Below are 24,281 nucleotides of genomic sequence, written 5' to 3' on the forward strand. Positions count from 1 at the left end.
CGCCCCCGCCGGGCGGGGGGTCAGCCGGGCGACGGGGCGCGGCGCAGGGCCGCGAACCAGCGGCCGCCGTCCGTCCAGGACTCGGTCAGGTGCAGCCCGGCGGCGGCGGCGACCTCCTCGACGGCGTCGCAGCCCACGTGGGCCCAGTCGAACCAGGAGCTGACCTCACCGGCCCGCTCCAGCCGCAGGCGGGTGGTCCGCTGCCCGACGCCGGGCCGCTCGGTCTCCACGAGCACCAGGCCGCCGGGGGCGACCAGCGACCGGCAGCGCCGGAGCAGCGCCGTCGGGTTCCCGCCGATCCCGATGTTGCCGTCGGCCAGCAGCGTGGTGCCCCACATCCCCTCGGCGACGACGGGCTCGAAGACCGACCGCCGGATCACCGTGGCGCCCGACCGGCGGGCCAGCCGCAGGGCGGTGGGGGAGATGTCGAGGCCCAGCGCGTGCACCCCGCGCCGGGCCAGCTCCGCGGCTAGCCGGCCCGGGCCGCACCCGACGTCGAGGACGGTGCCCCGGGCGCGGGCGAGGAAGCGGCGGTCGACGGCGTCGGCGTCGCCGGTCCACCGGGTCAGCGCCCCGGCCAGCGAGAACGTGCGGCCGTCGGCGTCCCGCACCGACCACGGCGCGGGGGTGGGCGCGTCGGAGGTACCCGCGGACTGCAGGGCCGCCGCGTAGAAGTCGGTGGCTGCCGGGCGCATGGAGCTGTGATAGCCAGGACCGGACGCGCTCAACCCAGTTGCGCCCCGAGGCATTTCCGGTGGGCGCACCCCGGTTCCCCGCTGGCCGGAGGCGGGGGAACCGGGAGAAGGTGGTGGGGTGGTGGACCAGCGATGAGCGAGGACCAGGGGGTCGTGTTCCCGGCCGGGCCCGACGGACGGCGCAGCACCGCGGCGCTCGGCCGCGCGGTCGTCGCCGACGCGCTGCGGCCGGTCGACGCCGCGGGGGCGATGGCCGCCGAGCGGGAGACGAACTGGCGGGCGGGTTACCTGACGCACTTCCGCCGGCTGGTCGAGGCCGGGCTGCTCTCGCCCGAGGCCGCGCGGACCATCGCCGACGCCGGCCTCGTCGCGCTGCACCGGCGCATGGAGGTGGCCGGGCCGGACGGCGGGAGCGGGCTGGGCGGCCTGGTCACCGCGCCCGCCGGCCGGTCGCTGCACACCGTGGCGGTCACCGGCACCGGCGACCCGGAGCGCGAGCTCTCGCTGCCCTTCCACGGCGGGCGGCTGCGGGGGGACGCCCTGCTGCACCGGCTGGACGGCTGGGTGACGGCAGGGGTGGTCGAGCCGTCGTGCGCCGAGGCGGTCCGCACGGTCGCGGCCCATCCGGAGTGGCTGTCGCTGCCGGACCGCACTGTGGTCGTGCTGGGCGCCGGCGCGGAGATGGGCCCGCTGACCGCGCTCCTCCGCTGGGGCGCCCGGGTGGCGGGGGTGGATCTGCCGCGCGCGCCGCTGTGGGAGCGGGTGCTCGGCACCGCCCGCGCCGGGGCGGGCACGCTGCTGGTGCCGGCGGCGGACCCCGCGACCGATCCGGACCCGACGCGGGCCGGCGCGGACCTGATCGCCGAGGTGCCCGCCGTCGCCGACTGGATCGCCGGGCTGCCCGGCAACCCGGTGCTCGGCAACTACGTCTACGCCGACGGCGCCACCAACGTGCGGGTGTCGGCGGCCGTCGACGCGCTGACCGTGCGGGTGGCGGCGGACCGCGCCGACCTCGCCCTGGCCTTCCTCGCCACCCCCACCGACGTCTTCGCCGTCCCCGCCGACGCCGTGGCGCAGTCGGTCCGCGCCTACGCGGGCCGCACCCGCACGGCGAAGCTGCTCGGCCGGCCGCTGCGCACGGTGTCGGGCGGGCGGCTGCTGCAGCGCGCCTACGTGCCGGGCACCGATCCGGGGATCGCCGACAGCCTGGTGGCCCAGCAGGGCCCCAACTACGCCCTGGCCAAGCGGCTCCAGCGGTGGCGGGCGACGGTCGCGCGCGCCGCGGGCAGCACGGTCTCGATGAACGTCGCGCCGCCGACGCGCACCCGGTCGGTGGTGAAGAACCGGGCGCTGGCCGCGGCCTACGCGGGGGCGCACCGGTTCGGGGTCGAGATCTTCGAGCCGGCCACCGCCAACGTGCTCATGGCCGCGCTCCTCGTGCACGACCTGCACACCGGCGGCGGTCCGGCGCACGAGCACCCGTGGCAGGACGAGGCGTACGAGGCGGCCCACGGCGGTCTCTGGCGCGCGGCCTACCAGCCGCGCAGCGCGCTCGGGCTGGCCGCGCTGCTCGGGTACGGCGCCGCCCGCGGCTGATCGCTGCGCGCGGGCGGGTACTGGTGCCGGGCGCCCCCGGAGCAGCACAGTGGTCGTCCGTCCACCGGGAGGAGCGGACATGGCCGGGCTGTTCAGCGCACGCACCCTGCTCACCGTCCTGCGGACCGGGAACGCCCGGGCCCGCCTGCGGGCCACGCGCGACGGGCAGGCCGCCGTCCGGCTGCACCTGGGCGCGGCCGGGCTGGCGACCGGCGTCCTCGACGCGATCGACGGCGGTGCGGTGGCGACCCCTGGGGTCGCCCGCCGGCTCGGGGCGGCCGACGAGGACCTGCTCGGCGCCTTCCTGGGCGTGCTCACCGCCGCCGGGCTCGTCCGGGAGGCCGCCGCCGGCTGGTCCCTGACGCCGGCGGGCCGGGCCATGGTGTCCGACGACCTGGTGCGCGCCTCCTACGAGGCCTTCGCCGGGTTCCACACCGGTCTCTACCGCCACCTGGGCGAGCTGCTGGCCGGCGGACCCGGACGGCGGGACGTCGCCGAGCAGGGGGCGGTGATCGCGCGCATCTCGGCCGCCTTCGAGCCGTTCGTCGACGACGTCCTGCGGGAGACGGTGGCCGCGGTGTCCCCGCGGCGGGTCCTCGACGCGGGCTGCGGCGCGGGGCTGCAGCTGGCCTCGATGCTGGCCGCCGCCCCGGACGCCGAGGGGGTCGGCGTGGACACCGACGAGAACGCCGCCGCGCTCGCCGCGCGCACGCTGGAGCAGCGCGGACTGGCCGGACGGGCCAGGATCGTGCCGGCCGACGTCCGGGAGCTCGCGGACGAGGCGGCGTTCGACCTCGCGCTGCTGGCGAACGTCGTCTACTACGTGGCCGCCGACGAGCGGGCCGCCCTGTTCGCCGACGTGGCCGGGCGGCTCGCGCCCGGTGGCACGCTCCTGGTCGTCAGCACGGTGGCGACGCCGCAGCTGTTCAGCCGGCACTTCGACCTCCTGCTGCGCGCCCAGGAGGGCCACATGTCGCTGCCCCGGGCGGAGGACCTCGTGGCCGGGCTGCGCTCGGCGGGTCTGCGGCCCGGCGAGCCACGGCGGATCGCACCGGGAGCGCCCCTCGTCGCCGTGGCGGCCGTCCGGCCCGGCTGACGGCCGCGGCTCAGGCCGGGCCGACGAGCCCGGCCACGATCTCGGCGGACAGCCCGACCAGCGGCAGCCCGCCGCCGGGGTGCGCCGAGCCGCCGGTGAGGAAGAGGCCGGGGATTCGTGAGACGTTCGCCGGGCGCAGGAACGCCGCCCGCGACCCGTTGCTCGAGGTGCCGTAGATCGACCCCCCGACGCTGCCGGTGTCGCGCGCCAGGTCGGCCGGCGTCCGGACCACCCGCCAGCGGAGCCGGTCGCGGACGTCGAGCCCGCGGTGGGCCATGACCGCCAGCGCCCGGTCGGCGTAGGCGTCGGCCAGCCCGGGGGCGTCCCAGTCCACGCCGTGCGCGGGGTCGTGCCGGGGCGCGTTGACCAGCACGAACCACGACGCGCTGTCGCCGTCGGGCACGAGGGCGGGGTCGTCGGGCGCGCTGACGTAGACCGTGGGGTCGGGCACCGGGCAGGGGCGGCCGGCGTGCCGGCCGGTGCCGAAGACCGCGTCGAACTCCGCGTCGTAGTCGGCGGGGAACAGCACGGTGTGGTGCGCCGGGGGCGGGGTCCGGCCGCGCAGCGCCAGCAGCAGCACGAAGCCCGACAGCGACGGCGTGGCACGGGCCAGGTCCCGCCGGACGCCGCGGGTGCGCGGGTCGCCGGGCAGCAGCTCGGCGTGCAGCGCGGCGGCGTCGACGCCGGAGACCACGACGTCGGCGGCCAGCCGCTCGCCGCCGGCCAGCTCCACGCCCGCCGCCCGGCCGCCCTCCACCAGCACCCGGCGCACCGGGCAGCCGGTGCGCAGCACGGCGCCGTGCGCGACGGCCCGGTCGAGGACCGCGAGCCCGAGCCGGTGCAGCCCGCCCCGCACGTACCAGGAGCCGAACGCCTGCTCGGCGTACGGCACGGTGGCCAGCACCGCCGGCGCCCGGCGCGGATCGGAGCCGGAGTAGGTGGCGTAGCGGTCGAGCAGCGTGCGCAGGTGCGCCCTGCGCAGGTGGCGGCGGCCGAGCCCGCGCAGCGACTGCCAGGGCGCGATCGCGGCGACGTCGGCCGGGCGGCGGGCCAGCCGGGCCAGCGTCGACGCGCCCGCCAGGGGGGTGCGCAGGAACGGGCCCTCGCTGATCCGCCACATCGTCGCCGCCCGGTCGAGCAGCGCGCTCCACTCCCGGCCGGCGCCCGCGCCCAGCGCCTCGTCGAGGGCGGCGGGCACGGCCTCCGGCCGGCCGGGCACGGTCAGCCGGGTGCCGTCGGCGAAGCGGTAGGCGACGGCCGGGTCGAGCCGGACGAGGTCCACGGCGTCCTCGAGCCGGCTGCCGGTGGCGGCGAAGAGGTCGCGGTACACCTGCGGGAGGGTGACCAGGCTCGGCCCGGTGTCGAAGGCGTGCCCGTCACGGGTGAACCAGCCGAGCTTCCCGCCGACCCGCGGCGCCTGCTCCACGACCGTGACCGCGTGACCGAGCGCGGCCAGCCGGGCGGCGGCGGCGAGCCCGCCGAGGCCGGCACCCACCACCACGACGCGCGCCACCCGCTCACCGTAGCCAGGCCGGGCCCGCAGCCGGCCGGCCGCGGGAGCTGCGTCGGTGTCAGCGGGGGACGGACAGCGCCAGGACGGCGAGGTCGTCGTGCTCGTGCCGGGACCCGGCGAGCTGCTCCTCCACGGCGGCCGACACCGCCGTGACGGTCTCCTGCGCGTCGCCGGTGGGCACTCCGGCCACCACCCGCAGCAGCGCGTCCTCGCCGAACTGGGCGCCGCCGTCGTCGCGCGCCTCGGTGACCCCGTCGGTGTAGAGGACGAGCGTCGCGCCCGGCGGGAGGAGGAACTCCTCCTCCGGGAACGCCACGTCGGGATCGATGCCCAGCGGGCGGGCGGCCGTGCCGACCGGCTGCGCGCCGCCGTCGGGGCAGCGCAGCAGCGGGAGCGGGTGGCCGGCCACGCCGAGCGTCGCCCGGTGGCCCTCGGCGACCGGCTCGAGCAGCAGGCAGCACGCGGTGACGAAGCGCAGCGGCGCGCTGCCCTGCTCGTGCAGGAGGGCGGTGTTGACGGCGGTCAGGATCTCGCCGGCGCTGCCCGACGCCGCCGCGGCCCGCGCGGTGTGCCGGGTGACCGCCGTGACGGCCGCCGCCTCCGCCCCGGTGCCGCAGACGTCGGCGATGAGCACCATCCAGCGCCCGTCCGGCAGCGGCATGACGTCGTAGGTGTCGCCGCCGACGAGCGCGGCCTCGCCGCCGGCCCGGTAGGTGGCCGCCAGCCGGATGCCGGGGATCGTCGGCAGGTGGGAGGGCAGCAGGCTGCGCTGGAGCGTGTCGGCCAGCTCGCGGACGACGGACTCGGCCCGCAGCCGGGCCAGGAACTGGCCGATCTGCCGGCCGGCGTGGGCCAGCACCTCCACCAGCTCGGCGGGCACCGGCCGGTGCACGGTGGAGAACAGCTCGCAGACGGCGAGCAGCGAGTCACCGCTGAGCACCGGGAAGGTCACGGCGGTCCGCAGGCCGTCCTCGCGGGCCGCGCGGCCGCGGACGAGCTCGTCGTCCGAGGCCAGGTCCTCGGCGACGACCGGGGCCCGGCGCAGCCACGCCTGGCCGGGCATCCCCTCGCCCCGCCGGAAGCTCCGGTGCGCGGCGTCGGCCTCCAGCGCGGGCACCGCGGCGTCGGGCGCGGTCCAGGTGCCGGCGTGCACCAGCCGCCCGCCGTCGCCGTCGGGCTGCCACAGCTGGGCGGCGTCCCAGTCGAGCTCGGTGCAGAGCGTGGGCAGCAGCTGGTGGAAGGCGACGTCGGCGTCCCGCGCCTCGGTGAGCGCCGCGGTGACCCGCAGCGTGGCGGCGAGGTAGCGGCTCACCTGCATCTGCCGCTCCAGCAGGATCGTCGTGCTGGCGTCGCGGAGCACCCCGACGATCGACGACTCCCCGGCCGAGGCGCCGGGGAACGGCTCCACCCGGGCCAGCGTGACGTCGATGGAGACCTCGTGGCCGGCGACGTGCAGCGCCGGCAGCTGGGTGGTGTTGCCCACCAGCTCGCCCTGGCCGGTGGTGAGGAACCGGGTGATGTGGCCGCCGTGCCCGGACCGGAACCGGGGCGGCATGATCTCGGTGAGGTCGCGGCCGAGCAGATCGGCCGGGGCATACCCGAGGAGCCGGGACACCGCGGGGTTGACGTAGGTCACCCGGCCGCCGGCGTCGGCCACGACCACCGTGTCGGGCAGGGCCGACAGCAAGGTCGCCGCAGGCACTCCAGAGGTGGATTCGGGCACCGTTCCCCCTCGAGCACGAGCGTTTCCGACGGGCCGTTCACGCCCCGTCACGGCTACCAGCCTCTCACACGGTGGGTGATTAGACGGACACGAACCGTCGATATGTGTCCATGTCGACAATGCGACACGTCGACCCGTCAGAAGGCGTACCGGATGTCCAGCCACGGCGCGCGCCGGGCCACCAGTTCCCGCAGCCGGGCGATCGCCGTCCGCTTGATCGGGGCGCGGTAACGCACGTTGTCCTGGCCGTTCTGGCTGCGCTTGGGCTCCTGCAGGTCGGGCCGCCACAGCAGCTGCTCGGCCGTGGGGTGCCACCCGAGGTTCACCTCGTGCAGCGCCTCGTTGTGGGTCAGGAAGATCACCTCGGCGGCGGCCTGCGCCTTGGCCGCCGGCCCGAGCTCGTCGTCCAGCCGGTCCAGGAGCCGGCCCCAGTCCTCCTCCCACCCGGGGCGCAGCACGACGGGGGAGAGGTTGAGGTGCACCTCGTACCCGGCGGCCACGAAGTCGTCCACGGCGGCGATCCGGTCGGCGATCCGGCTGGTGCGCACGTCGAGCACCCGGGCGTCGTCGTCGGGCATCAGGGAGAAGCGGACGCGGGTGCGGCCGGCCGGGTCGAGCTCCAGCAGCCCGCGGTTGACGTACTTGGTCGCGAAGGACGCCTTCGCCGTCGGCAGGTCCCGGAAGGTGTCCACCAGGTCCGCGACGTTGTCGCTGACCAGTGCGTCGACGGAGCAGTCGCTGTTCTCGCCGATGTCGTAGACCCAGCTGGCCGGGTCGCACTGGTCCGGCTCGGCCTTGGGCCCCTGCCGGGCCACGTGCCGGCGCAGGTGGGCGGTGATCTGCTCGATGTTGGTGAAGACGGTGATCGGGTTGGCGAAGCCCTTGCGCCGGGGGACGTAGCAGTAGGCGCAGGCCATGGCGCAGCCGTTGGCGGTGCCGGGCGCGATGAAGTTCGCCGAGCGGCCGTTGGGCCGGGTGGCCAGCCCCTTGCGGACGCCGAGCACCAGCGTCTCGGTCTTCACCCGCACCCAGCGGTCGACGTTCCCGGCGTTGCCGTGCAGCTCGGGGATCTGCCAGTGCGAGGGGACCTCGACGACCTCGGCGTCGGGGAAGCGGCCCAGCACCTGGCGGCCGCGGGGCGTCTGCGTCGCCGCCGGCTCGGCGTAGATCCGGCGCACCTGCAGCAGCGGGTTGGGCGACATCGGCGCCGGGGGCGGCTCGACGTCGAAGAGCGTGAGCGGCTCGGCGGCTCCCATGGTCGGTGCAGCGTCGCGGAGCCGGTCGCCATTCCGGTGCGAGACTGCCCCGGTGAGCGCACCGGGTCCCCGCGGCATCGACCTCAACGCCGACCTGGGGGAGGGCTTCGGCGTGTGGCGGCTGGGCGACGACGACGCGCTGCTGGAGGTGGTCAGCAGCGCCAACGTCGCCTGCGGCTTCCACGCCGGGGACCCGGTGACGATGCGCCGCGTGTGCACGACCGCCGTGGCGGCCGGGGTCTCGATCGGTGCCCAGGTCTCCTACCGCGACCTGGCGGGGTTCGGCCGCCGGTTCGTCGACGTCGCACCGGCCGAGCTGGCCGCCGACGTCCTGTACCAGCTCGCCGCGCTGGACGGGATGGCGCGGGCCTGCGGGGGGCGGGTCTCCTACGTCAAGCCGCACGGGGCGCTCTACAACGCGGCGGTGCACCACGAGCAGCAGGCGCGGGCGGTGGTCGACGCCGTCGCCGACTACGACCCCGGCCTCGCCGTGCTCGGCCTGCCGGGATCGGCCCTGCTGCGGGCGGCCGGGGCCGCCGGGCTGCCCACCGTGGGGGAGGGCTTCGCCGACCGCGGCTACGCCCCCGACGGCACGCTCGTGCCGCGCGGGGCGGCGGGCGCGCTGGTGCACGACGCGGCCGCGGTGGCCGGGCGGGCCGTCCGCATGGCCACCGAGGGCACCGTGCTCGCGGTGGACGGCAGCACCGTGCGGGTGGACGTGCGGTCGGTCTGCGTGCACGGGGACACCCCGGGCGCGGTGGAGCTCGCGCGGGCGGTGCGCGCCGCGCTCGAGGCCGCCGGTCTCCGGGTCGGCCCGTTCGCCGGATGAGGCGTCAGCCGCCGGGGCGGAGGTCCTCGGCCCGGCGGCGACCGGTGAGCAGCTCGGCCGCGACGTCGTCCACGGAGCGCCCGGAGGTGTAGGCGTCGGTGCGCATCAGGGCCAGCGCCTCGGTGGGGTCGACGTCCAGGGCCACGCTGACCTTCCCCATCGCCTCCCAGACCGCCGCCCGCCGGCGCGGTGCCGGGCCGTGCAGCCAGTCGGGCCCCTCCGCCGGGGTCCAGGTCGACCACACCGCCGCGTCGCCGAGCGCGGAGGTCACCAGCTCGCCGACGGCGACGGCCTCGAACACGTCCAGCTCGGCGACCGCCGAGGTGCGCGTGAAGAACAGGTCGAGCGCCCCGTCGCCGACGGGCCCCGGCTGCAGGGGCAGGGCGACGACGGCGCGGAACGGCGTCCCGCCGAGCAGGAGTTCGGCGAACATGGGCCAGCGCCGGCGCAGGTCCTCGTCGACGGCGAACACCGGCTGACCGGTGGCCTGCGAGGTCATGCACGGACCCTCGCCGGCGGTGAACTGCATCCGCTCGGCGCTGGACGTCGCCGGGTTGCTGGCCCCCAGGGGAAGGCGCCGCCCGGTGCCGTCGACCAGGCTCAGCCCGGCGCCGCCGACCCCCAGCAGGGCGGCGCACGCCCGGCTGAGCCGCACCGGCAGCAGCTCCGGACCGGCCAGCCGGGGATCCGCCTCCTGCGCGAGCGCAGCCGCGAACCGGCTTCCGATGGTCACGCCCGATTGTCCCGCCGGAGCGCGGGATCGACACCCTGCAACGGGCCGTTCCGATCCCGGGTCGGGTGCTCATCCGGGCGGCGTCTCGGGCCGGTAGGTGTACGCCGCCTCCCGCACCGTCTCGTCGGCCTCCAGCCCGGCGCCGAGCGCGCCTCCGACGGTCGCCAGCGAGCTGGTCAGCCAGGCCAGCTCCAGGTAGTCCGACAGGTGCGCCGGGTGCCCGAGCCCCTCGGCGAAGAGCGGCTCGACGACGAGCAGCAGCCCACCGAGCAGGGCGAGCACGAACAGGGCCAGGTACAGCGACAGCACACCGATGGTCACCGTGGCCACGGTGGCGATGTTGAACAGCGCGACCTGCTTGCGCACCCGCCGGTTCCGCGGCCGCTCCCACATCTGCGCGCCCACGACGAGCGTGCCGGCGATGGCCACGACGGAGCCGAGGCCGACCAGCGTCAGCCGCCACCCGCCGAAGGCGTCGGCCAGCCGCCAGATGTCCGGGGTCACCAGGGCGAAGACGCCGGCGGCGATGGCCGCGGTCAGGGCGCGGGAGAGCCGCATCGCCAACCGCCACGGCCGGTTGGCCCGCACCATGCCCCCGAGCAGCCGCAGGTTGCCCGACAGCACGCGGGCGGTGAAGCGGACACCCTCGGCGGAGTCGGCCGGGTCGGTGGCCAGCTGCCGGAGCCGCAGGCCGAGCTCGGCGCGGTCGCCCGGGTCGTCCGGGTCGTCGGCGCCGTCGCTCACCAGTGCCTGTACCAGGCCGACCGCCGTCTCCACCGCGCGCCGCCGTCGGCCCACCGCGCCGAGCGCGGGCAGGGAGAGCACCCCGACCCCGTGCACCGGGCTCGCGTGGCCGACCACCGGGCGCCGGGACACCTCCAGCGGGACGTCGGTGAAGCACACCGCGAGGTCCCAGTCCGCCGCCAGCAGCCGCTCCCGCGTGGCGGCGACCAGCTCCGCGTCGTCGGCCGGCGGCTGGATCAGCCCGTCCTCGACCACGGGCACCCGCCAGGCGACCTGCGGGTGCCGGATCGCCAGCTCCGCGGCGAGGTCGGCGGCCACCCCCTGGGCCAGCTCGGCCGGTGCGCCGGGGGCGGCGACCAGCCCGACCACGACGACGGGCGCGGCGCCCTCGGCCGCCGGTGACGTCCCGGCCTCCTCGACCGGCAGGGGATCCGGGCCCCGGCGGCGGTGGACGAGGTCACGACGGGCCAGCATTCCACCGGGTGCGGACCGGGCGACCGGAGCCCGGGGCGGACGGCGCTGGTCGGCGGGCCGGGTGACCGATGTCCCATCATGGGCCGGTGACGGAGGGCGGGGGAGTCGCGCGGGCGGTGCCCTACGGGGACCGCGCGGTCCTGGTCGAGGCGGCCGATCCGGCGGACGTACCGGGGCTGCGGGCCGCGCTGGCCGCCGCACCGCTGGCCGGGCAGGTGGACCTGGTGCCGGCGGCGCGCACCGTCCTGGTGGTCCTCGACCGCCCGCCGACCGACCTCGACGTCGCCGCCCTGCGGCGGCTGGCACCGGCCCGGCACTCCGGCGGACCGACCGCGTCGACCGTCGAGCTGCCGGTGGTCTTCGATGGCCCGGACCTGGCGGAGGTCGGCCGGCTGACCGGGCGCCCGGCGGACGCCGTCGTCGCCGCGCTGACCGACGCCCGGTTCACCGTGGCCTTCGGCGGCTTCGCCCCGGGCTTCGGCTACCTGGCCGGGCTGCCGCCGGAGCTGCACGTGCCGCGCCGGCCGACGCCGCGCACCCGGGTGCCGGCCGGTTCGGTGGCCCTGGCCGGCCCCTACGCCGGGGTCTACCCGCGGGCCTCGCCCGGCGGCTGGCAGCTGGTGGGCCACACCGACGCGGTGCTCTTCGACGTTGACCGGGACCCGCCGGCGCTCCTCGCCCCGGGCACGGCGGTCCGGTTCCGGGCGGGCGGCTGAGTGCTCACCGTCCTCGCTCCCGGGCCCCTGACCACGGTGCAGGACGCCGGCCGGACCGGCTGGGCCTCGATCGGGGTGCCCCGCTCCGGCGCGGCGGACGGGCCGGCCGCGGCCCTGGCCAACCGGCTGGTCGGCAACCGGCCGGCGGCCGCGGTGCTCGAGACCACCGCGGGCGGGCTGCGCCTGCGCGCCGAGCGGACGGTCCTGGTCGCGGTGACGGGGGCGCCGGTGCCGGTCTCGATCGACGGCCGGCCCGCGCCGTTCGCCGCGCCCACGACGCTGCTCGCCGGTGCGGTCCTCGCCCTGGGCGGCCCGCCCGCCGGTCTGCGCAGCTACCTGGCGGTGCGGGGCGGCGTCGACGTGCCGCCGGTGCTGGGGTCGCGCAGCACGGACACCCTGTCGGGCCTCGGGCCGCCCGTCGTCACCGCGGGGACGCGGTTGCCGGTGGGGTCGCTGGCGGGGGAGGAACCGGTCGTCGACGTCGCGCCGGTGGGTCCGCCGCCGGACCGGCCGGTGCTGCGCGTGCTGCCCGGGCCGCGGCGGGACTGGCTGGACGCGGCCGCGTGGGCGGCGCTGGTCGGCCAGCCGTGGCGGGTCAGCCCGGACAGCGACCGGGTGGGCCTGCGGCTGGCCGGGCCCCGGCTGCGGCGTGCCCGTGCGGGGGAGCTGGCCAGCGAGGGGCTGGTGCCGGGCGCGGTGCAGGTGCCGCCCGACGGTGCGCCGGTGATCTTCCTCGCCGACCACCCGGTCACCGGCGGCTACCCGGTGCTGGCCGTCGTCGTCACCGCGGACCTGCCCGTGGCCGCGCAGCTGCGCCCGGGCGACGTCGTCCGCTTCCGCTCCGCGTGAGCGGTTAGACCGGCGAGAATCGCCGGATCACCGCACCGGCAGCACCGCGGGGCCGTGCGGCCCCGGCACGATGCGGGCACGGGCGCCGTAGTGGTCGGCCAGCGCGGCGGCGGTCAGCACCTCGCCCGGGCTGCCCTCGGCGGCCACCCGCCCGCCGGCCAGCAGCGTCAGCCGGTCGGCGTACTGGCCGGCGAGGGTGAGGTCGTGCAGGGTGCTCACGACCGTGAGGCGGTCCTGCTGGCGCAGCCGGTCCAGCAGGTCGAGCACCTGCTGCGCGTGGCCGAGGTCGAGCGCGGCGGTCGGCTCGTCCAGCAGGAGGACCCGCGGCTGCTGGGCCAGCGCCCGCGCCAGGACGGCGCGCTGCTGCTCCCCACCGGAGAGGGTGACCACCGCCCGGTCGGCCAGGCCCTCGAGCTCGAGGCGCGCCATGACATCGGCGACGACCGCGTGGTCGGTGCCGCGCGGCGCGGACAGCAGCGGGCGGTGCGGGGTGCGGCCGAGCATCACGTAGTCGTGCGTGCTGACCCCCTCGGGCAGCGTCGGCAGCTGCGGGGCGTAGGCCAGCAGGCGGGCCCGGTCGCGCCGGGGCATCCCCCCCAGCGGCACGCCGTCGATCCGCACCTGCCCCTCGTGGGGGTGCAGCCCGAGCACCGAGCGCAGCAGGGTCGACTTCCCCGATCCGTTCGGGCCGATGACGCCCAGCCAGCCGCCGGGCTCGACGGTGAACCGCACGGCGGAGAGCACGGCGCGCCGCCCGTACCCGGCGCTGAGGCCGAGCACCTCGACGCGGGCGCCGCCGGCGGCGGGGAGCGGGATCCCGGACGACCGGCTCATCGCCGCCGCGCCCCGGCCCACAGCAGGCCGGCGAAGAAGGGCGCGCCGACGAACGCGGTGACCACGCCCAGCGGCAGCTCCGCGGGCGCCAGCACGACCCGGGCCAGCAGGTCGGCGAGGACGAGGAAGGCGCCGCCGACCAGCAGGGAGACCGGGAGGACGCGGGCGTTCGCGCCGCCGACCAGCCGCCGCACGATGTGCGGCACCACCAGCCCGACGAAGCCGATCAGGCCGCTGACCGCGACCGCCGACGCGGTGGCCAGGGAGGCGGCGAGGACGACCAGCAGCCGGAGCCGTCCGGGGTGCACGCCCAGCGAGCGGGCCTCGTCGTCGCCCACCGCGAGCACGTCGAGGGGCCGCCCGCACAGCAGCAGGACGAGGACGGCCAGCCCCAGGTACGGCAGCACCAGCCCGACGTCGGACCACTGGGCGCCGCCGAGCTGCCCGAGCAGCCACCCGTAGATCTCCCGCAGGTTGTCGGTGTTCTGCTGCTGCACCAGCGTCTGGGCCGCCGCCAGGAACGCGGCGACCGCGATGCCGGCCAGCAGCAGCGGGGCGCTCTGCGAGCCGCCGCCGGCGGCGGAGCCGAGGGCCAGCGCGCAGCCCACGCCCACGAGCGCGCCGGCGAAGGCGGCCAGCGGGACCACGCCGACGGGCCCGACGTGCTGCCCGGGTGCGTAGGCGATGACCAGGGTGGCGCCGAGCCCCGCGCCGGCGGCCGCGCCGAGCAGGTAGGGATCGGCCAGCGGGTTGCGGAAGACCCCCTGGTAGGCGGCGCCGGAGATGGCCAGCCCGGCGCCGACGAGCACCGCGATGACCACCCGGGGGAGGCGCAGCTCCAGCAGCACGGCCGCCGCCGTCCCCTCCAGGGCACCGGGCACGTCGACCCCGAGCGGGCCGAGTGCCCGGTCGAGCAGGGTGGCGACGACACCGCCGGGCGGCAGCGGCACCGCGCCCACCCAGACGCCGGCCAGCACCGCCGTCACCAGCGCCGCGGACGCGCCGCCGACGGCCAGGAGCGCCGACCGCCGCGACCGCACGACACCCGGCCCGGCCGCGGGGCGGCCGGGCCGGGTGTCCTGGGTCGTGGTGCTCATGCCGGGTGGATCAGCCGCGCAGCGTCTCGGCGACGGCCTCGGCGAAGTCGGCCACGCGCGGCCCCCAGCGGGAGGCGACGTCGTCGTCGGCGGCGAGGATCCGGCCCTCGGTCACGGCGGGCACCGAGTCGAACGCCGGCCGCTGGGCCACCGTCTCGGCGCTCTCCCCGCAGCACTCGGTGTCGGCCAGGACGATCAGCTCCGGCGCCTGGTCGACGACGTACTCGGCGGACAGCTGCGGGTAGCCCCCGCTGGCCCCGGGCGCGCCGTCGGCGATGTTCTCCAGGCCGAAGCGCCCGTAGATCCCGCCGATGAAGGTGTCGCTGGTCGCGGAGTAGAACGACGGGTCGAGCTCGTGGTAGACCCGCGTCCCGGCGACGTCGTCGGGCACCGACGCGACGGCGGCGTCGATCCGCTCCTGCACGTCGGCGACCACGTCGGCGGCCTCGTCGGCGTGCCCGGTCGCCGTCCCGAGCAGCTGCAGCTGCTCGTAGGTGTCGTCGAGGTCCTCGGCGGCCTCGAGCAGCAGGACCGGGACGTCGAGGGTCCCGAGCGCGTCGACGATCCCGTTGGTGTCGTTGCTCAGCACCACCAGGTCGGGGTCGTACTGCGCGATGGCCTCGGCGTTCGGGGTGAAGGCCGACAGATCGGTGGTCGGCGCCTCGGCCGGGTAGTCGGAGTTGTCGTCGACCGCCTCGACCTGGTCGCCGGCGCCGATGGCGAAGAGCATCTCGGTCGCCGACGGCGACATGGAGACGATGGCGTCGGGACGCTCGTCGAGGGTCACCTCGCCGTTGTCGCCGGAGACCGTCACCGGGAAGTCGGCGGCCGCCGACGAGGGGGACGCCGCGGCGCCGTCGTCGCCGTCGGACGAGCCGCACGCGTTCAGGGTCAGCAGCAGCGCCGTCAGCAGCGCAGGCACGGCGGTGGCGGACGGCCGCCGTCGGGCGCGCGACGTCGACCGCGCCGCGCGGAGGAGGGAACCGGACAAGGAAGGGCCTCCAGTGGAGGCGGCGAGCGTCGCCTCCGAGCTGACCCGACGCCCGATGCGCGACCCCTGCCGCGAGGATCGGTTGCATGGCGCAGGGCGGGCGATCTGGCTCGGGCCGCCCCGCACGTCTCGTGCCGGGCGTCCATCACAGTTGCGGGACAGCGCCGGGGTTGCACCGGACTTCGCTGCCGCTGCGCCGCCGGCACACGGGCCGGCGGAGGGACGGTACCAGCGCGCTCAGGACCGAGCGGCCAGCACCGAGGCGTAGACCGCGAGGGTCTGCTCCGCGATGGCCGGCCAGCCGAACTCGGCCAGCACCCGCTCGCGGCCGGCCGCGCCCATGCGCGCCGCCCGCTCGGGATCGGCCAGCAGCTCGGCGGTGCGGGCGGCCAGGCCCGCGGCGAACCCGGCCGGGTCGGCCTCGTCGTAGGGCACGAGGAGGCCGGTGCGGCCGTCGTCGACGACCTCCGGGATCCCGCCCACGGCGCTGGCGACGACGGCGGTGCCGCAGGCCGCGGCCTCCAGGTTGACGATGCCCAGCGGCTCGTAGACCGACGGGCAGACGAACACCGTGGCGGCGGTGATCAGCGGCACCAGCTGCTCGCGCGGCAGCATCGCCTCAATCCAGACGACGCCGTCGCGGCGGGCCTGGAGGGCGGCGACGGCGTCGGCGACCTGCTGCCGCTCGGCCGGGGTGTCCGCGGCGCCGGCGCACAGCACCAGGCCGGCGTCGGCGGGCAGCTGGTCGGCGGCGGCGAGCAGGTGCGCCAGCCCCTTCTGGCGGGTGATCCGGCCGACGAACAGCGCGTAGGGGCGGTCGGGATCGACGCCCAGCGCGCGGACGGTCTCCGGTTCGGACACCGGGCGGTAGGCCTCGGCGTCGACGCCGTTGTGCACCACGTGCACGCGGGCGGGATCGAGCTCGGGGTAGACGGCGAGGACGTCGTCGCGCATGCCCGCGCTCACCGCGACGACGGCGTCGGCGGTCAGGTAGGCGGTGCGCTCGGCCCACGAGGACAGCCGGTAGCCGCCGCCGAGCTGCTCGGCCTTCCACGGCCGGCGCGGCTCCAGGGAGTGCGCGGTGACGACGTGCGGCGCCCCGTGCACGAGCGCGGCCAGCAGGCCGGCGGTGTTGGCGTACCAGGTGTGGCTGTGCACCAGGTCGGCCCCGGCGAGGGCGGCGGCGATCTCGACGTCGACGCCCAGCGCCTGCAGCGCGCCGTTGGCCTCGCGCAGCGTGGGCGGCACCGGGTGGCCGGTGGCGTCCGACCGGGGGCCGCCGAAGCAGTGGACGTCGAGCTCCAGGGGGCCGCTGCTCCCGGGAGGCAGCGCGCGCAGCGCGGCGACCAGGTGCTCGACGTGCACCCCCGCGCCGCCGTAGACGTCCGGCGGCCACTCTCGCGTGACGATTCCGATGCGCACGCGGTCACCCTAGGGGGGCGGTTCCGGGGAACGGATGGCGCCGCCGTCCCGGAGAGCGGATACGGTGCGTCACATGCGCGGCGGTCCACGGGTGCTCGGCATCGTCCTGGCGGGCGGTGAGGGGAAACGGCTGTCGCCGCTGACCCAGGACCGCGCCAAGCCGGCGGTCCCCTTCGGGGGCAACTACCGGCTCATCGACTTCGTCCTCTCCAACCTGGTCAACGGCGACGTCCGGCAGATCGCCGTGCTGACCCAGTACAAGAGCCACAGCCTCGACCGGCACATCACCCAGACCTGGCGGATGTCCCAGCTGCTCGGCAACTACGTCACGCCGGTACCGGCCCAGCAGCGGCTCGGCCCGCGCTGGTACACCGGCAGCGCCGACGCGATCTTCCAGAGCCTCAACCTCATCTACGACGAGCGGCCGGAGATCGTCGTCGTCTTCGGCGCCGACCACGTCTACCGCATGGATCCGGCGCAGATGATCGACCAGCACCTGCAGACCGGCGCCGGCGTCACCATCGCGGGCCTGCGGGTGCCCCGCCGCGAGGCGACCGAGTTCGGCGTCATCGACTCCGACGCCGCGGGCAGGGTGCGCGGCTTCCTGGAGAAGCCGGCGGACCCGCCCGGCCTGCCGGACTCGCCGGAGGAGAGCTTCGCCTCCATGGGCAACTACGTCTTCACCACCGACGCCCTGCTCGAGGCGCTGCGCACCGACGCCGAGGACGAAGACTCCGTCCACGACATGGGCGGCTCGATCATGCCCATGCTCGCCGACGCGGGAGAGGCGTGGGTCTACGACTTCTCCACCAACGTCGTCCCCGGGGCGACCGAGCGCGACCACGGCTACTGGCGGGACGTCGGGACGATCGACGCCTACTACGACGCGCACATGGACCTCGTGTCGGTGTCACCGGTCTTCAACCTCTACAACGATCGCTGGCCGATCCTCACCCTGCCGCCGCAGCAGCCGCCGGCGAAGTTCGTGCTCGGCGGCCGCGCCGAGGAGTCGATGGTCAGCGCCGGCGCGATCATCGGCGGTGGAGCGGTGCGTGGCTCGGTCATCTCCCCGGGGGTCCGCGTGGAGCGCGGCGCCCGGATCGAGGACAGCGTCGTCATGGACGGCGCGTACATCGGCGAGGGCGCGCAGGTCCGGCGGGCGATCCTGGACAAGAACGTGGTCGTGCCCGCGGGGGCGCGGATCGGGTTCGACCACGACCTCGACCGGGAGCGGTACCACGTGAGCGCCGGCGGGATCACCGTGCTCGGCAAGGGTGTCCGCGCGTTCCTCTAGACCTGCACCTTGGTGGCGACCAGCAGACCGCTGCCCATGGGGAGCACGGCCGGGAGCAGGCGCTCGTCGTCGCGCACGGTGCGGGCGATCTCCCGCCAGGCGACCGACTGCGGGTCGCGGGCGGTGCGGTCGGCGATCCGGCCGCCCTCGAGCAGCCCGTGGCAGGTGAGCGTGCCGCCGACCCGCACCAGGGACAGCAGCGCGGGCAGGTGCTCGGCGTACTCGCGGGGCGGGCCGGCGCAGCAGACCATGTCGTAGCCCCCGGGCGAGAGCCGGGGGAGCACCTCGCCGGGGGTGCCGAAGATCAGCCGCGCCCGGCTGGCGGGCACCTTGGCCTCGGCGAGTGCCAGGCGTGCCGCGCGCAACTGCTCGGGATCGGCGTCCAGCGCCGTGAGCACCCCGTCGGGCCGCATGCCGCGCAGCAGCCAGAGCGCGGCCAGGCCACCGCCGCTGCCGATCGAGACGACCGAGCGGGCGCCGGAAGTGGCGGCCAGGACGGCGAGGGTGGCGCCCACGGGCGGCTCCACCGGGGCGGCTCCGGAGAGCGCGTGGGCGCGGTGCCGGGCGGCCACCATCTCGGGTGACTCCGCGGCGTAGCGGTCGGCGTAGGCGGCGCCCTGCTCGGTGCCGCGGCCGCGCGGCGGTTCCTCGGCGCTCATCACCGGCCGAGGGTAGTGGCCGGTCCGGCGACCGCCGTGCGCGTGGCCGTACCTGTGCGTCTCCTGGGAGCCGCGGTGCGCGGGAACACGGGTGTGCCGCCCGTTCGTTGATCAGGACGTGCGCCTGAAGCGAGCCGTGCCCGCCCGACCCGCCGACGCCGGGATCCCCCGGACCGCCCCCGTCTGCGATCCTGGTGGCGTGTCCGAGGCCACCGCACCGCAGCCCGTCGGTCCCGGTGCGGATCCCGACGTCTGGGTGGCCCCGTCCTGGGAGCAGGTCGTGCGCGACCACTCCGCCCGCGTGTACCGGCTGGCCTACCGGCTCTCCGGCAACCCCCAGGACGCCGAGGACCTGACGCAGGAGACCTTCGTCCGGGTCTTCCGGTCCCTGGCCGACTACTCGCCGGGCACCTTCGAGGGCTGGCTGCACCGGATCACCACGAACCTCTTCCTCGACATGGTCCGCCGCCGGCAGCGGATCCGGTTCGACGCGCTGCCCGAGGACACCGAGCGGCTCCCCGGCCGGGCGCCCAGCCCCGAGCAGGTCTACGCCGACACCCACCTCGACCCCCAGGTGCAGGCGGCCCTCGACGCCCTCTCGCCCGAGTTCCGGGTGGCCGTGGTCCTCTGCGACATCGAGGGCCTCACCTACGAGGAGATCGCCGCGACCCTCGGCATCAAGCTGGGCACGGTGCGCAGCCGCATCCACCGCGGCCGGGTCCAGCTGCGCGAGGCGCTGGCCCACCTGGCCCCGCGTCGCGCCGGCGTTCCCGGGGAGGTCGGGGCGTGAGCATCCCGGAGAGCCACCTCGCCCAGGAGGCGATCGCCGCGCTCGTCGACGGCGAGCTGACCGCCGGCCCCGCGGGCCGGGCGGCGCGGCACCTCGCCGGGTGCGCGTCGTGCCGCATGGCCGTGGCCGCCCAGCGGGAGGCCAAGGAGGCCCTGCACGGCTCCGCCGAGGTCACCGTCCCCGGTGACCTGATGTCGCGGCTCTGCGCGATCCCCTTCACCGCGGACGTCCCGGGCTCGGGCGAGGGCAGCGGGTCGATGAGCGCCGCCCCGGGCGAGCTCACCGTCTCCGGCAGCACCGGTGCCTGGTCGCTCGACCTCACCGAGGGCGCGCACCGGCGCGGTCCGTTCGGGGGCCGCTGGTTCCGCCGCGGGGTGGCCGGCACGCTCGTGGGCCTGGGTGCGGGGGTGACCGCGCTGGCGCTCACGCTCCCCGCCGATCCCGAGCGTGCGCCCGAGGCCGACACCGTGCGCCCCGGTCAGCACACCGAGGTCACCCCGCCGGTCCTGCGCACCGTCACCGTCGACACCACCTCCGGCACCGGCATCCCGGGCGGTACCCCCTGAGCGGCTCCCCGGACGAGCCGGCGGGCGCGCCCGCCGACGACCCGGGCTTCGCCCGGCCCGCCGGCCAGTCCGGCGCCTTCGACGAGACGACGGCGCAGCGGCTGACGCCCCGCCCCGTGCCCGCGCCGCAGCCCACCCCGGCGCAGGCCGGCGTGTTCGGCCGGCCGGAGCGCGTGGCGGGCAGCTTCGCCGGCGGCCGCCCGACGACGCCGCCGCGCCCCGTCCCGCCGCCTCCCCCGGAGGCGCTGCTGCGCGCCTTCGGCCCGCCGGTCCCCGGCCGCGGCGGTCTGCAGGACCCGCCCGGTGGCCGCCCGGGCGCGCGCCGCACCGCCAGCGGCCCGTGGTGGAAGGCCGACGCGCGCAGCGACCCGTGGCGCGATCCGGCGTCCCCGGCCGGGCTGGGCGCGCCCGCCGTGTACGACGAGGAGAGCCAGCCGGGGCCGGTCGTCGTCGACGCGCAAGGCCGCCGCAAGCTCCGGCTGCGGGACGTCTCCGTGCGGCTGGCCACGCTCGCCGTGCTCGCCCTGCTGGTCGTCGGCCTCGTCGGTGGCGGGGTCGGCTGGTACCTGACCCGCACCGCCGACGAGACGCCGCTGTTCACCCCCGGCACGACGCTCTCGCAGGTCGATCCGGGGATCACCCGGGAACCGGGCTCGGTCTCCGACATCGCCGACGCGGTCATCCCCGCGGTCGTCTCCATCGAGGTGCGGGTGGGCCAGGGCGGCGCCACCGGCTCCGGCGTCGTGATCGACGGCGAGAACGGCTACATCGTCACCAACAACCACGTCATCTCCGGCGCCGACGACGTCGAAGGCGCGGAGATCCGGGCGGTCTTCTCCGACGGCAGCGGGTCCGCCGCGCGCATCGTCGGCCGCGACCCGGCCAGCGACCTCGCGGTCGTCAAGGTGGAGAAGCCGGGCCTGGTGACGGCGTCGCTCGGCCGCTCCGGCGACGTCGTCGTCGGCGACCCGGTGGTGGCCATCGGCTCGCCGCTGGGGCTGGCGGGCACGGTCACCAGCGGGATCGTCAGCGCGCTGGACCGGCCGGTCCGGCTCTCCGGCGAGGGCACCGACACCAACGCGGTCATCAGCGCGGTCCAGACCGACGCCCCGATCAACCCCGGCAACTCCGGCGGTGCGCTGGTCGACGCGAGCGGGGCGCTCGTCGGCATCAACACCGCGATCGCCTCCACCGGTGCGGGCGGCTCGATCGGCCTGGGCTTCGCCATCCCGATCGACACGGTGACGCGCATCGCCGAGCAGCTGATCTCGACCGGCTCGGCCGTGCACGCCACGCTCGGGGTCAACGCCCGGTCGGTCACCGACGGCACCCGCGACGGCGCCCTCGTCCTCAACGTCGAGCCGGGCAGCCCGGCGGCGCAGGCGGGCATCCGCGAGGAGGACATCATCATCGCGGTCGGGGACACGCCGGTCGGCAGCTCCGAGGAGCTGGCCGTGGCGATCGACGCCCGCGAGCCGGGGGACCGGGTCAGCATCGAACTCGTGCGCGGGGGCAGCTCCCGCACGGTCCAGGTGACGCTCGGCACCGCCTGAGCAGGAGGAGACCGGAGGGCGGTCGGCGCCTACGCTGGGACCGGTGACCGCGCGGGCGGTCGGCAGGACGGGAGCGACGGTGTTCGACTCGATCGGCTGGGGCGAGATCGCCGTCCTGGCACTCGCGGCGCTGTTCATCTTCGGCCCCGAACGGCTGCCCGACCTGGCCAAGGAGGCCGCGTCCGGGCTGAAGAAGGTGCGCTCGGCGATCACGGGCGTGCGGGAGCAGGTCAACGAGTCGCTGGGCGACGAGTTCACCGATCTCCGCGACCTCGACCTGCGCAAGTACCACCCGCGGACGTTCATCCGCACCCAGCTGCTGGGCGACGACGAGGACGCCCCGGCCCGCCCGGCCGGGCCCGCCGGCGCGACGGCGGCCACGGTGGTGGCCGCGCAGCTGCGCGACCGCGCCGTCCCGCCGCCCTTCGACATCGACGCCACGTAGCCCCGGACGCACTCTGGGGGTGTTCCTCCCGCCTCCGGGGTCCTGCAGGACCCCTCGAGCGGGAGGAACACCCCCAGAGAGGGCGTGCTCAGCTCAGTGCTTGACCGGCGTCAGACCCAGGGACATGCCGGACAGGCCGCGCTGGCGGACGGCGAGCCCGTCGGCGATCTTCTCCAGCGCCTGCGCGGCGGGGGAGTCGGGGTCGGCGAGCACGATCGGCGCACCGGCGTCGCCGGCCTCGCGGAGCCGGGTGTCCAGCGGGATCTGGCCCAGCAGCGGCACCCGCGCACCGAGGGTGCGGGTGAGGGCGTCGGAGACGGTCTGACCGCCGCCGGAGCCGAACACCTCGACCCGCGAGCCGTCGGGCAGGTCCATCCAGCTCATGTTCTCGATGACGCCGACCACCTGCTGGTGGGTCTGCGTCGCGATCGCGCCGGCCCGCTCGGCCACCTCGGCGGCGGCCAGCTGCGGCGTGGTGACGACGAGGATCTCGGCATTGGGCAGCAGCTGGGCGATCGAGATGGCGACGTCGCCGGTGCCCGGGGGGAGGTCCAGCAGCAGGACGTCGAGGTCGCCCCACCAGACGTCGGCGAGGAACTGCTGCAGCGCACGGTGCAGCATCGGCCCGCGCCAGACGACCGGGGTGTTGCCCGGGGTGAACATGCCGATCGAGATGACCTTCACGCCCATCGACTGCGGCGGCATGATCATGTTGTCGACCTGGGTGGGCTTGTCGTCGACACCCAGCATGCGGGGCACCGAGTGCCCGTAGATGTCGGCGTCCACGACGCCGACCGCCAGCCCGCGCTTGGCCAGCGACGCGGCGAGGTTCACGGTGACGCTGGACTTGCCGACGCCGCCCTTGCCGGAGGCGACCGCGTAGACGCGGGTGAGCGAGCCCGGCTGGGCGAAGGGGATCACCGGCTCGGCGGCGTCGGACCCGCGGACGGTCTTGCGCAGCTCGCTGCGCTGCTCGTCGCTCATCACGTCGAGGGCCACCTGCACCGAGGTCACGCCGGGGACGGCCGCGACGGCCTGGGTCACCCGGTTGGTGATCGTCTCGCGCATGGGGCAGCCGGCGACGGTGAGGTAGACCTCGACGGCGACCGAGCCGTCGGGCCCGATCCGCACGTCCTTGATCATGCCGAGCTCGGGGAGCGGCCGGTTGATCTCGGGGTCCTGGACGGTGGCCAGAGCGGCGTTGACGGCGTCGAGCGCCGGCGTGCCGGTCAGCTGGTCGGACATCGTGTTCGTCTGTCTCCTTCGACGGGGGACCGGCGTCCGGCGGTCTGCCGCCAGAAGCGGCGACCTGCGCGATCGGTCCCTGCCACTGTACGGCGGGTGCCGTCGCCGCCCGGTCGCCGGAGGGTGATCCCGGACGCACCGGGCGCGTCGCTAGGGTCGGCTCGTGTCGCCCGACCGTGCGCAGACCCTGCGGGACGCCGTCGGGCTCGGCCTCGCCGTCGGCCTCTACGGGGTGGCGTTCGGCGCGGCGGCCGACGCCGCGGGGCTCGACGTCTGGCAGGCGCTGGTGCTCTCGGCCGTCATGTTCACCGGGGCGTCGCAGTTCGCCCTCGTCGGCGTGCTCGGCGCCGGCGGCAGCCCGCTGGCCGCCGTGGGCAGCGCACTGCTGCTCGGCACCCGCAACACCGTCTACGGCGTCCGGCTGGTGCCGCTGCTGCGACCGCGGGGTCGGCTCCGCCGGGCGGGGACGGCGCACTGGGTCATCGACGAGACGACGGCGCTGTCGCTGGCCGCTCCCGACCGGACGCTCGCCGGGCTGGCGTTCCTGGTGGGCGGGGCGACGCTCTACCTGACCTGGAACGCGACGACCGTGGTCGGCGCGCTCGGCGCCGCGGCGCTGGGGGGCACCGCCCGGGCGGCGCTGGACGCCGTCGTCCCGGCCGCGTTCCTCGCCCTGCTGTGGCCGCGGCTGGGCCGGGCGTTCCCGGAGCCGGCCGTGCAGCGCCGGGTGGCGCTCGGCGGTGCGGTGGTCGCGCTCGTGCTGACGCCGGTCGTCCCGCCGGGGGTTCAGGTGGTCGCCGCGGTGGTGGCCGTGGCGCTCGCCGGCCGGCCGCGGCGCGAGGTGCCGTCGTGAGCGCCACCTGGACGGCGGTGCTCGTCGCCTCAGTCGGCTGCTACCTGCTCAAGCTGGCCGGGCTGTCGGTGCCCGCGTCCTGGGTGGAGCAGCCCTGGGTGGCGCGGGTCGTGGACTTCGTGCCGGCGGCGCTGCTGGCTGCGCTCGTCGTCGTGCAGGGACTGACCAGCGGCGACGAGGTGGTGGTCGACGGCCGGCTGGCCGGGCTCGCCGTCGCCGCGCTGGCGCTGGCGCTGCGGGCGCCGTTCATCCTGGTGCTGGTCCTCGCCGGGGCGGCCGGCGCGCTGGTGCACGTCCTCGCGGGCTGA

At 76.7% G+C, this 24,281-nt stretch carries 24 protein-coding genes; 12 read left to right on the plus strand and 12 right to left on the minus strand.

What is annotated here, in order from left to right; genetic code table 11:
* Positions 1 to 20: 20 nt before the first annotated feature.
* Positions 21 to 695: a class I SAM-dependent methyltransferase gene (locus ACI790_RS03015; protein ID WP_456568303.1), complete on the minus strand. Its 675-nt coding sequence runs from the start codon at positions 693 to 695 to the stop codon at positions 21 to 23.
* A gap of 132 nt (positions 696 to 827) precedes the next feature.
* Between ACI790_RS03015 and ACI790_RS03020 the strand changes: the two genes are divergently transcribed.
* The gene (locus tag ACI790_RS03020; RefSeq protein WP_456568304.1) at positions 828 to 2,291 is read left to right on the plus strand and encodes a hypothetical protein; all 1,464 of its coding nucleotides are present in this window, start codon (positions 828 to 830) and stop codon (positions 2,289 to 2,291) included.
* A 145-nt stretch (positions 2,292 to 2,436) separates the two neighbouring features.
* Positions 2,437 to 3,387 carry an SAM-dependent methyltransferase gene (locus tag ACI790_RS03025; protein ID WP_456568551.1) on the plus strand — a complete coding sequence of 317 codons (951 nt, stop codon included), beginning with the start codon at positions 2,437 to 2,439 and terminating at the stop codon, positions 3,385 to 3,387.
* A 10-nt stretch (positions 3,388 to 3,397) separates the two neighbouring features.
* Here the strand turns inward: ACI790_RS03025 and ACI790_RS03030 are convergent, their stop codons facing one another.
* The 3 genes from ACI790_RS03030 to ACI790_RS03040 all read right to left on the minus strand — a co-directional run bounded on the left by ACI790_RS03030 (position 3,398) and on the right by ACI790_RS03040 (position 7,879).
* Positions 3,398 to 4,900, minus strand: a complete 1,503-nt coding sequence (locus ACI790_RS03030) for a phytoene desaturase family protein (RefSeq protein WP_456568305.1) — start codon at positions 4,898 to 4,900, stop codon at positions 3,398 to 3,400.
* A 58-nt stretch (positions 4,901 to 4,958) separates the two neighbouring features.
* Positions 4,959 to 6,623: a SpoIIE family protein phosphatase gene (locus tag ACI790_RS03035; RefSeq protein WP_456568306.1), complete on the minus strand. Its 1,665-nt coding sequence runs from the start codon at positions 6,621 to 6,623 to the stop codon at positions 4,959 to 4,961.
* Between the two features lie 137 nt (positions 6,624 to 6,760).
* Complete coding sequence (locus ACI790_RS03040) at positions 6,761 to 7,879, minus strand: spore photoproduct lyase family protein (RefSeq protein ID WP_456568307.1); 1,119 nt, start codon at positions 7,877 to 7,879, stop codon at positions 6,761 to 6,763.
* A 52-nt stretch (positions 7,880 to 7,931) separates the two neighbouring features.
* Between ACI790_RS03040 and ACI790_RS03045 the strand changes: the two genes are divergently transcribed.
* The gene (locus tag ACI790_RS03045) at positions 7,932 to 8,708 is read left to right on the plus strand and encodes a LamB/YcsF family protein (RefSeq protein WP_456568308.1); all 777 of its coding nucleotides are present in this window, start codon (positions 7,932 to 7,934) and stop codon (positions 8,706 to 8,708) included.
* Between the two features lie 4 nt (positions 8,709 to 8,712).
* Here the strand turns inward: ACI790_RS03045 and ACI790_RS03050 are convergent, their stop codons facing one another.
* Together ACI790_RS03050 and ACI790_RS03055 are read right to left on the minus strand one after the other, a co-directional pair.
* Positions 8,713 to 9,441, minus strand: a complete 729-nt coding sequence (locus tag ACI790_RS03050; protein WP_456568309.1) for an ANTAR domain-containing protein — start codon at positions 9,439 to 9,441, stop codon at positions 8,713 to 8,715.
* 69 nt (positions 9,442 to 9,510) lie between these two features.
* The gene (locus tag ACI790_RS03055) at positions 9,511 to 10,659 is read right to left on the minus strand and encodes a hypothetical protein (RefSeq protein WP_456568310.1); all 1,149 of its coding nucleotides are present in this window, start codon (positions 10,657 to 10,659) and stop codon (positions 9,511 to 9,513) included.
* Between the two features lie 86 nt (positions 10,660 to 10,745).
* Between ACI790_RS03055 and ACI790_RS03060 the strand changes: the two genes are divergently transcribed.
* Both ACI790_RS03060 and ACI790_RS03065 read left to right on the plus strand, forming a co-directional pair.
* Positions 10,746 to 11,375 (plus strand): 5-oxoprolinase subunit B family protein, encoded by a 630-nt coding sequence (locus ACI790_RS03060; protein ID WP_456568311.1) that lies wholly within the window; start codon positions 10,746 to 10,748, stop codon positions 11,373 to 11,375.
* Positions 11,376 to 12,224, plus strand: a complete 849-nt coding sequence (locus ACI790_RS03065; protein WP_456568312.1) for a 5-oxoprolinase subunit C family protein — start codon at positions 11,376 to 11,378, stop codon at positions 12,222 to 12,224.
* Positions 12,225 to 12,251: 27 nt separating this feature from the next.
* Here the strand turns inward: ACI790_RS03065 and ACI790_RS03070 are convergent, their stop codons facing one another.
* From ACI790_RS03070 to glgA, 4 genes are all read right to left on the minus strand, one after another.
* Positions 12,252 to 13,058, minus strand: a complete 807-nt coding sequence (locus ACI790_RS03070) for an ABC transporter ATP-binding protein (RefSeq protein ID WP_456568313.1) — start codon at positions 13,056 to 13,058, stop codon at positions 12,252 to 12,254.
* Positions 13,055 to 14,155, minus strand: a complete 1,101-nt coding sequence (locus ACI790_RS03075) for a FecCD family ABC transporter permease (protein ID WP_456568314.1) — start codon at positions 14,153 to 14,155, stop codon at positions 13,055 to 13,057. Before ACI790_RS03075 ends, ACI790_RS03070 begins: the two co-directional genes overlap by 4 nt.
* Positions 14,156 to 14,165: 10 nt before the next feature.
* Positions 14,166 to 15,077, minus strand: a complete 912-nt coding sequence (locus ACI790_RS03080) for an ABC transporter substrate-binding protein (RefSeq protein WP_456568315.1) — start codon at positions 15,075 to 15,077, stop codon at positions 14,166 to 14,168.
* A 306-nt stretch (positions 15,078 to 15,383) separates the two neighbouring features.
* Positions 15,384 to 16,568, minus strand: coding sequence for a glycogen synthase (gene glgA, locus ACI790_RS03085; protein WP_456568316.1), 1,185 nt, complete (start codon positions 16,566 to 16,568; stop codon positions 15,384 to 15,386).
* 73 nt (positions 16,569 to 16,641) lie between these two features.
* On the opposite strand from glgA, the gene glgC reads away from it, so the two are divergent.
* Entirely contained in the window at positions 16,642 to 17,862 is a 1,221-nt protein-coding gene (gene glgC, locus ACI790_RS03090; RefSeq protein ID WP_456568317.1) for a glucose-1-phosphate adenylyltransferase, read from the plus strand.
* Here glgC and ACI790_RS03095 read toward each other — a convergent pair.
* On the minus strand, positions 17,859 to 18,521 hold the full coding sequence (locus ACI790_RS03095) for an O-methyltransferase (protein WP_456568318.1): 663 nt from the start codon (positions 18,519 to 18,521) through the stop codon (positions 17,859 to 17,861). The two genes, glgC and ACI790_RS03095, sit on opposite strands and share 4 nt — an antisense overlap.
* A 199-nt stretch (positions 18,522 to 18,720) precedes the next feature.
* On the opposite strand from ACI790_RS03095, the gene sigE reads away from it, so the two are divergent.
* From sigE to ACI790_RS03115, 4 genes are all read left to right on the plus strand, one after another.
* Complete coding sequence (sigE, locus tag ACI790_RS03100; RefSeq protein WP_456568319.1) at positions 18,721 to 19,311, plus strand: RNA polymerase sigma factor SigE; 591 nt, start codon at positions 18,721 to 18,723, stop codon at positions 19,309 to 19,311.
* Entirely contained in the window at positions 19,308 to 19,877 is a 570-nt protein-coding gene (locus tag ACI790_RS03105; RefSeq protein WP_456568320.1) for an anti-sigma factor family protein, read from the plus strand. The genes sigE and ACI790_RS03105 overlap by 4 nt, the downstream gene beginning before the upstream one ends.
* Before the next feature lie 116 nt (positions 19,878 to 19,993).
* Entirely contained in the window at positions 19,994 to 21,430 is a 1,437-nt protein-coding gene (locus ACI790_RS03110; protein ID WP_456568321.1) for a S1C family serine protease, read from the plus strand.
* Positions 21,431 to 21,473: 43 nt separating this feature from the next.
* Positions 21,474 to 21,875: a twin-arginine translocase TatA/TatE family subunit gene (locus ACI790_RS03115; protein WP_456568322.1), complete on the plus strand. Its 402-nt coding sequence runs from the start codon at positions 21,474 to 21,476 to the stop codon at positions 21,873 to 21,875.
* A gap of 93 nt (positions 21,876 to 21,968) precedes the next feature.
* Here the strand turns inward: ACI790_RS03115 and ACI790_RS03120 are convergent, their stop codons facing one another.
* A complete protein-coding gene (locus tag ACI790_RS03120; protein ID WP_456568323.1) occupies positions 21,969 to 23,120 on the minus strand; it encodes an Mrp/NBP35 family ATP-binding protein in 1,152 nt (383 codons plus the stop codon).
* A 163-nt stretch (positions 23,121 to 23,283) separates the two neighbouring features.
* Between ACI790_RS03120 and ACI790_RS03125 the strand changes: the two genes are divergently transcribed.
* Both ACI790_RS03125 and ACI790_RS03130 read left to right on the plus strand, forming a co-directional pair.
* A complete protein-coding gene (locus tag ACI790_RS03125) occupies positions 23,284 to 23,973 on the plus strand; it encodes an AzlC family ABC transporter permease (RefSeq protein ID WP_456568324.1) in 690 nt (229 codons plus the stop codon).
* Positions 23,970 to 24,281: an AzlD domain-containing protein gene (locus ACI790_RS03130; protein ID WP_456568325.1), complete on the plus strand. Its 312-nt coding sequence runs from the start codon at positions 23,970 to 23,972 to the stop codon at positions 24,279 to 24,281. The genes ACI790_RS03125 and ACI790_RS03130 overlap by 4 nt, the downstream gene beginning before the upstream one ends.

The sequence above is a fragment of the Blastococcus sp. SYSU DS0539 genome, assembly GCF_054050855.1.

Excerpts from the sequence above, each read along its gene's own strand:
- ACI790_RS03015 (WP_456568303.1), bottom strand. The coding sequence starts at position 695 with ATGCGCCCGGCAGCCACCGACTTCTACGCGGCGGCCCTGCAGTCCGCG.
- ACI790_RS03020 (WP_456568304.1), top strand. The coding sequence starts at position 828 with ATGAGCGAGGACCAGGGGGTCGTGTTCCCGGCCGGGCCCGACGGACGG.
- ACI790_RS03040 (WP_456568307.1), bottom strand. The coding sequence starts at position 7,879 with ATGGGAGCCGCCGAGCCGCTCACGCTCTTCGACGTCGAGCCGCCCCCG.
- ACI790_RS03055 (WP_456568310.1), bottom strand. The coding sequence starts at position 10,659 with ATGCTGGCCCGTCGTGACCTCGTCCACCGCCGCCGGGGCCCGGATCCC.
- ACI790_RS03070 (WP_456568313.1), bottom strand. The coding sequence starts at position 13,058 with ATGAGCCGGTCGTCCGGGATCCCGCTCCCCGCCGCCGGCGGCGCCCGC.
- ACI790_RS03075 (WP_456568314.1), bottom strand. The coding sequence starts at position 14,155 with ATGAGCACCACGACCCAGGACACCCGGCCCGGCCGCCCCGCGGCCGGG.
- glgC (WP_456568317.1), top strand. The coding sequence starts at position 16,642 with ATGCGCGGCGGTCCACGGGTGCTCGGCATCGTCCTGGCGGGCGGTGAG.
- ACI790_RS03095 (WP_456568318.1), bottom strand. The coding sequence starts at position 18,521 with ATGAGCGCCGAGGAACCGCCGCGCGGCCGCGGCACCGAGCAGGGCGCC.
- ACI790_RS03120 (WP_456568323.1), bottom strand. The coding sequence starts at position 23,120 with ATGTCCGACCAGCTGACCGGCACGCCGGCGCTCGACGCCGTCAACGCC.